Genomic DNA, 6,772 nt, shown 5'->3' on the forward strand with positions numbered 1-6,772 from the left:
CTCATCGGATGTGGAGTGTAGAGGGCGCGGTGCGCCGGTGGCTACTGGCCCTTCAGCAGCTGCAGGGCGCGGCTCGCCACCGCGTTGTCGGGCTGGGTCTCCAGCACCTTCCCCAGCCAGTGCTCCGCCTCGGCCGTGGCCTTCTGGCGCTCCTGGGGGGTGCGCGCCTTCTGGGACTCGTCGGTGTAGAGCAGGCCCAGGCGCAGGGCGAACTCGGTGTTCTCCGGGTTCTTCTCCGCCACGTACTTCAGCTCCCGCTGGGCGGCCGGGTAGTCGCCTTCCAACTGGTACACGAGCGCCAGCTTGCCGCGCGCGGGCACCGAGTCCGGTTGCAGCGTCACCGCCACCTGGAAGGCGTCCTTCGCCGCGGCCATGTCGCGCTGCTCCAGGCGCAGGTCGCCCAGGCGGAACCACGCGAGCTCCAGCAGGGGGTTGAGCGCCACGGCCTTCTCGAAGGCGGCGCGGGCCGCGTCCGGACGCTGCCGCGACAGGTACAGCTCCCCCAGGTAGAGCTGGTTCTTGCCGTCCTGGGGGGCGCGCTCGATGGCCTGCTTGAACTCGTCCACCGCGCGGCCCGCGTCGTCCAGGCGCTGGTAGGCGAGCCCCAGCAGGGCGTGCACCACGGCCAGGTCCGGGTAGTCGTGGAGGATCTCCTCGAAGGCGATGAGGGCGTGCTGGGGCGCGTCCTGTTCGTGCAGGAAGCGCATGCCCTCCTCCAGCTTCGCCTCCGCCGCCTTGGGGAAGCCCTGGAAGGGGTCCGCGATCTGGTTCATCAGCGCCCGCGCGGTGGCGACCTCTCCGGGCGTGGGCCGGGCGCGCACGACGGTGCCCAGGGCCTCCACGGCGCCCGCGGTGTCGCCGGTGCGGGCCAGGGCCTTGGCGAGCGGCAGCTTCCAGCCCGCCCGCTCCGGGGCCAGCTCCACGGCCCTGCGCAGTGGTCCCAGCGCGGCGGCGTACTGCTCCGACTCCAGGCGCGCGACGCCCAGGCGGTAGTGGAACTCGGCGGTGGTGGGGGACAGGGCGATGGCGCGCTCGAAGGCGGCCACCGTGGGCTGGCCCGCGTCCTTCGCTCGGGAGAAGAGCGTCAGGCCCAGCATGTACTGGTCCATGGCGCGCTCGTTCCGGGCGATGGCCTGGCGCAGCTCCTCCGCCCAGGCGTCCGCGTGGCCCGCCTTCACCTGGGCCTCCGTGAGGGCCCTCGCCACGTCCACGTCGTCCGGGGTGCGCGCGTGCAGCTCGCGCAGCAGCGTCACCGCCTTCTCCGGCTGGTTCTCGTCCAGGTACGCACGCGCCTGCGCCTGGGGCGTCAGCGCGGTCCCCGCCGTCTTGCCGTGGCTGCAGCCGGTGGCAAGAAGGCCCAGGCCCAACAGGGCGACGCGGGTCCAGCGGGGGCGGTTCGTGGGCATCAGGAGGCCTTCTTGGGGGTGGACGGAGGGGGAGGCAGCCGCTGCTGACCGATGCCCTCCTTGCCCTGGAGGGCGATGGCGTCCTCGGTATCGCCGCCCTTGCCTCCGAGGGAGAGGTTGTCGGCGATGATCTGCGCGCGCACGGCGCGGGCCAGGCCCTCGCGGTCGTTCTCCGCGAACGCCGTGGTGTCGATGGGGCGGCCAATCTTCACGCGCACCGGCCCGGGGGTGATGTTCCACGAGTTCTTGGGCATCACCGTGCTGGTGCCCTCGATGGTGACGGGGCAGATGGGCACGCGGGCCTTGAGCGCGAGCGCGAACGGGCCCTTCTTGAAGGGCAGCACGCGGCCGTCCTCGGAGCGGGTGCCTTCCGGGTACAGGAAGATGCTGGTGCCCTCGCGGACCTTCTTCGCGGCGCGCTCCAGGGAGCTGATGGCGGAGGCGCGGTCACTGCGGTTGACGAAGATGTGGCCCGCCAGCCAGAGGTACCAGCCGATGAAGGGCACGAAGCGCAGCTGGCTCTTGGCCACGTAGCGGAAGTCCGCCGGCACGGAGATGAAGTGAGCCGGGATGTCGAGCGTGGACTGGTGGTTGGCCACGTAGATGGTGGCGCGCTTGGGGTCCACGTTCTCCCCGCCGATGACCTCCAGTCGCGCACCGCCGGCCCAGAGCAGGACCGGGGACCAGAACTTCCGGGCCACCCACACCGAGCGTGCCGGGTTGAACGTCACGATCATGGCCGTGATCGAGACGAAGAAACTGACGGCCGACCACACCGTGGCCACCAAGATGCACCAGAGCTTGCGCAGCATGCGTCGGGTTTCCTCCTACCGGCGGCCTCGTGAGACGAGGAGCGTCCGGGGGTACCGCTCACCGGACGGGCAGCCGGGCGACACAGTCAGGACGCGGCGCGGGCACCTGGACGTGCGGAACGGGGCGGGGGCAGGCATTTTATATCGACCCAGGCCCCGGCACCATTGTTTCTGGTGTGTGTCGCTCGGCGGGGTTACAAGCAAGGGTGGCGTGGCCAGGAAAAAGTTCATCGCCATCGCGGGCAACATCGGGGCCGGAAAGACGGAGCTCACGTCCTTCCTGTGCCGGAAGTACGGCCTCACGCCGTCCTTCGAGCCCAATGACCAGAACCCCTATCTCGCGGACTTCTACAAGGACATGAAGACGTGGGCGTTCCGCTCCCAGCTCTTCTTCCTGACGCACAAGTTCCGCCTGCACCGGGAGCTGGAGCGCACGTCAGGCACGGTGCTGCAGGACCGGACGCTGTACGAGGACGCGGAAATCTTCGCCAAGAACCTCCACCGCCAGCGGCTCATCGACAAGCGCGACTGGGGCACGTACTGGGAGCTGTACCAGACCATCTCCCAGTCGCTCAGGCCGCCGGACCTGATGATCTACCTGCGCTGCCCGGTGGCGACGCTGCGGGAGCGCATCCGCCTGCGGGGGCGGGCCATGGAGAAGGACATCCCGACCGCGTACCTCAAGCGCCTCAACGCGCTGTACGAGGAGTGGTTCGAGGGCTACTCGCTGTCGCCGGTGCTGGTGCTGGGGACGGACAAGCTGGACTACCTCACCGACCTGGTGGACCGCGTGGACCTCTTCCGACAGATAGAGAAGCACCTGTGAAGGAGGTCTACGTCCTGGCCACCGAGCGCACCGGACCGCCGCCCCTGGAGGCGCTGCGCGCCGCGTTCGCCACCGACGAGGTGGAGTTCGTGCCGCACGAGGACGGACAGGGCTTCACCGTGCGCGCGGACGGTTCGGAGGTGCGCGTGGTGCTCAAGCCGGAGAGCGAGGGCCGCCCGCGCGTCAACCCGGAGCTGTTCAGCGGCAGCCCGGAGGCCTTCGCGCGCGTGGAGAACGCCCAGGCCTGCTACGCGTTCCTGCTGGAGCCCGGCGGCGCGCAGCCCACGCTGCCCGTCTTCGAGGCGCTGTGGACCGTGCGCACGCTGATGGAGCAGGTGCCCGGGGTGCTCGTGGACGTGACGGCGTTCAAGCTGCACGAGCCCGAGGACGTGGTGGAGATCACCGAGCTGGACTTCGACATCCGCGACCACGTGCACCTGCACGCCATCGAGCTGGCGGAAGGGGACACGCCGCTGTGGGTGCACTCGCACGGGATGGAGAAGTTCGGCGCGCGCGACGTGGAGATCTTCCACCTGGGCGAGGGCGACCTGCTGGCCGCGGAGAGCTTCCTCCACGAGCTGTGCACGGACCTGGCGTTCGCGCAGGGGCCGGCGCTGCGCTCGGAGGTGTCCACCAGCGAGGGCCAGAGCTTCACGATGGTGCCGTCCGAGGAGGCCCGGGCCAACCTGCTGGGCGTGCCGCTGGATGCGTTCGAAGGCCACGAGGGGCTGTTCCTCACCGTGGTGTCGCCGCTGGGCCGGCACAACACCGCGGAGCTCCTGGCGACCTACCGGGAGCGCTTCACCAAGGAGCCGGAGGAGCAGACGAAGGCGATGCACGAGGAGGCGCAGGCGCTGCTGCCCGCGTTCCTGGCGCGCTTCCAGCGCAAGGGGCTGATGGAGCCGCTGACGTTCCTGGTGCGCGCCCCCTTCGAGACGCACCCGGAGGGCGAGGCGGTGGTGGAGAACCTGTGGCTGGAGGTCGTGACGCGGGACGAGGGCTCCGTGGTGGGCCGGCTGGTGGATGGCGCGGTGCACACCACGGAATGGCGCAAGGGGGCCCACGTGGAGGTGGAGGAGAAGCAGATCAACGCCCTGGCCATCGCGCGGGAGGGCCGTCCGCTCAACGAGTCCGAGCTGCGGGCCCTGCTCACCGCTGAACGCCCCATGTAGGCCCCGGTCCTTGCTGGCGCCCCGAGGGGCGCTGCTAGGCTCCCGCACCGCATGCCGGCACTCCTGTTGCTCACGGGCCCATCCGCGGGGCGCCGGTACGAGGTCGTCACCCAACTGACCCTCGGGCGCAGTCCGTCGTGTGACATCCCGTTGGAAGACGACCAGGTGTCGCGCCGGCACGCGCAGCTCTTCCTGGACACGCTCGCGGGACAGGTGCGGCTGCGCGACCTGGGCTCCACCAACGGCACGCTCCTCAACGGGCAGCGGCTGGCGCTCCAGGAAGAGGCGGTGCTGCGGCCGGGCGACCGGATGCGCGTGGGCGCCACCATCGCGGTGTTCGAACCGCCGCCGGTGTCCATCGTCGACGAGCCCTCCGGCATGCCGGCGCCGGAGACGGGGCACGTGCCCATCGAGGAGGTGCTGCCGCACGTGGGCGCGGCCGCGGCCATGTACTCGGCGGGGACGGCGCTCTTGGGCGCCACCAGCGAGGCGATGGTGCTGCGGCGGTTGGCGGAGGAATCCGCGCATGCGCTCAACGCGGATCGCACCGCGGCGCTGCTGAGTGGACCGGAGGGGCTGCGCACCGCGGTGGTGTCGGGCGCCGCGTCCGTGGAGGTGCCTCGCGCGCTGGTACAGGCCGCGCTGGAGCGCAAGGAGCTGGGGCGCGCGGACACGGCGCTGTGCGCGCCGCTGGTGGCCTCGGGGGGCATGCCCTTTGGCGTGCTGTACGTGGAGCGCGAGGAGTCCCCCTTCACCGAGGGCGAGGGGCAGCTGCTCGCGTCGCTGGGCCGGCTGGGCGGCGAGGCGTACACGGCGGTGCGTTCGCGCGGTGAAGCGGAGGCCGCGGAGATGCCGTGGGTGACGCCGCTGGGGACCTCGCGGGCGTTTCGCGGCCTGGTGGAGGAGGCTCGGCGGGCCGCGGGCAGCGCCGCTCCTGTCGTGCTGCACGGGGAGCCCGGGACGGGCAAGGCGCTGCTGGGGCGCTTCCTCCATGGGCGCTCGCCGCGCGCGCTGGGGCCGTGGGTGACGGTGGAGTGCCGTCAGACGCTGGAGGCGGTGGAGGTGGCGCTCTTCGGCAGGGCGGGGGCGGCAGGACAGCCTCCGGTGACGTCCGCGGTGCTGCGGGCGGATGCGGGGACCCTGCTGCTGCGCCACGTGGATGCGCTGCCCCGGGCCGCGGCGGAGCGGCTGGCGCGGATGCTGGCCCGACGCGCGGCACCGGCACGGCAGGGCGGCGAGGAGCCCGTGGACGTGCGGGTGGTGGCGACGAGTTCCGCTCCGGTGTCGCGGCTCGCTTCGCGGGGTGAGTTCGACGCGGCGCTGGCTCGGGGGCTCACGGGCTTCGAGCTGGAGGTGCCGCCCCTGCGCGAGCGACGGGGCGATGTGCCGGTGCTGCTCGAGTACTTCGCGCTTCGCGCGGCACGGCAGAGCGGACGGGAGGCCCCGGTGCTCGGGCCCGAGGCGCGTCGGCTGCTGGCGGAGTACCCGTGGCCCCAGAACGTCCGCGAGCTGGAGCTGGTGGCGGAGCGGCTGGGGCGCGTGTACGCGGCGGGCCACGTGGGCATCCCGCAGCTTCCTCCCGAGGTTCGTGAAGGCGCGGTGGGGCAGTCTCCGCGCACTTTGCAGGAGCAGGTGGCCCGGTTGGAGCGCGATGCCATCGCGGAGGCGCTGCGCGAGTCAGGGTGGAAGAAGGTCCGCGCGGCGGAGCTGCTGGGCATCAGCCGGCCCACGCTCGACCGCAAGATGGACGAGTACGGGCTGACGCTGGAGCGCGGGCCTCGCGGCTGAGCGCAACGGTTGCCCGGGCCGGGTGGCTCAGGCCTTGTCGGCCGCGGCTTCCTTGCGGCGGCTCAGCAGCACGCCCGTGAGGATGAGGGCCGCGCCGAGCGTCTGGAGCAGCGTGGGGCGCTCGCCTCGCACGGCCCAGGCGGTGAGCGCCGCGACCACGGGGATGCCGGTGCCGTAGACCGTCGTGCGGTTGGTGCCCACCCGCTGCACGCTGCGGAACCAGACGAAGTAGGCGAGCACCAGTGGCACCAGCGCCGAGTACACGAGCGCGAGCCAGCCCGAAGTGCTCACGCGCGACGTGTCCATCGCGACCACCTGCGAGGCGCCGGCCAGCACCACGCCCGGGGCTCCGGTGAGCATCGTGATGGCGGTGATGCGCAGCGCGGAGACCTCCGCACCGACGGTGCGCGTCCCCACCGTGTAGATGGCCCAGCACACGGAGCTGCTGACGATCAGCGCGTCCCCCGCCCAGGTGGCCGCTCCCAGGTTGGGGCCTCTCGCGCCCACCACCAGCAGCATCCCCACCACCGCCAGGGAGAGGCCAGCGATGACCGGACGTCGGAGCCGCTCGATGCCGAGCGCCGCGCCCAGCGCCGCCGTCACCAGCGGGCTCACCGCCGTGAGCATCCCGCTGTTGGCCGCCGTCGTCCGCGCGAGGCCTTCGATGAAGCACAGCTGGTACAGCGTGTTGCCCACGAGGCCCAGGCCGGTGAGCCGCAGGAACACCTTCCACGGCATCGGCTTCCAGCCCTCCACCGCCCCCAGCAC

6 protein-coding genes are annotated in these 6,772 nt (G+C 71.8%); 3 read left to right on the forward strand and 3 right to left on the reverse strand.

Annotated features, from left to right (window positions below; translation table 11 throughout):
• Positions 1–41 precede the first annotated feature (41 nt).
• Entirely contained in the window at positions 42–1,406 is a 1,365-nt protein-coding gene (locus D7V97_RS37730) for a lipopolysaccharide assembly protein LapB (RefSeq protein WP_120615442.1), read from the reverse strand.
• On the reverse strand, positions 1,406–2,215 hold the full coding sequence (locus D7V97_RS37735; protein WP_120615447.1) for a 1-acyl-sn-glycerol-3-phosphate acyltransferase: 810 nt from the start codon (positions 2,213–2,215) through the stop codon (positions 1,406–1,408). Before D7V97_RS37735 ends, D7V97_RS37730 begins: the two co-directional genes overlap by 1 nt.
• Before the next feature lie 214 nt (positions 2,216–2,429).
• Between D7V97_RS37735 and D7V97_RS37740 the strand changes: the two genes are divergently transcribed.
• The 3 genes from D7V97_RS37740 to D7V97_RS37750 are packed head-to-tail and all read left to right on the forward strand — an operon-like array spanning position 2,430 to position 6,004.
• Positions 2,430–3,044: a deoxynucleoside kinase gene (locus D7V97_RS37740; protein WP_120615443.1), complete on the forward strand. Its 615-nt coding sequence runs from the start codon at positions 2,430–2,432 to the stop codon at positions 3,042–3,044.
• Positions 3,041–4,216 (forward strand): DUF2314 domain-containing protein, encoded by a 1,176-nt coding sequence (locus D7V97_RS37745; RefSeq protein WP_120615444.1) that lies wholly within the window; start codon positions 3,041–3,043, stop codon positions 4,214–4,216. Before D7V97_RS37740 ends, D7V97_RS37745 begins: the two co-directional genes overlap by 4 nt.
• Before the next feature lie 51 nt (positions 4,217–4,267).
• Entirely contained in the window at positions 4,268–6,004 is a 1,737-nt protein-coding gene (locus D7V97_RS37750; protein WP_120615445.1) for an FHA domain-containing protein, read from the forward strand.
• A gap of 27 nt (positions 6,005–6,031) precedes the next feature.
• Here D7V97_RS37750 and D7V97_RS37755 read toward each other — a convergent pair.
• A partial coding sequence (locus D7V97_RS37755; RefSeq protein WP_120615446.1) for a DMT family transporter occupies positions 6,032–6,772 on the reverse strand: 741 nt, incomplete at its 5' end.

This window comes from Corallococcus sp. CA053C, from assembly GCF_003611675.1.
In the GTDB taxonomy this organism is placed as follows: domain Bacteria; phylum Myxococcota; class Myxococcia; order Myxococcales; family Myxococcaceae; genus Corallococcus.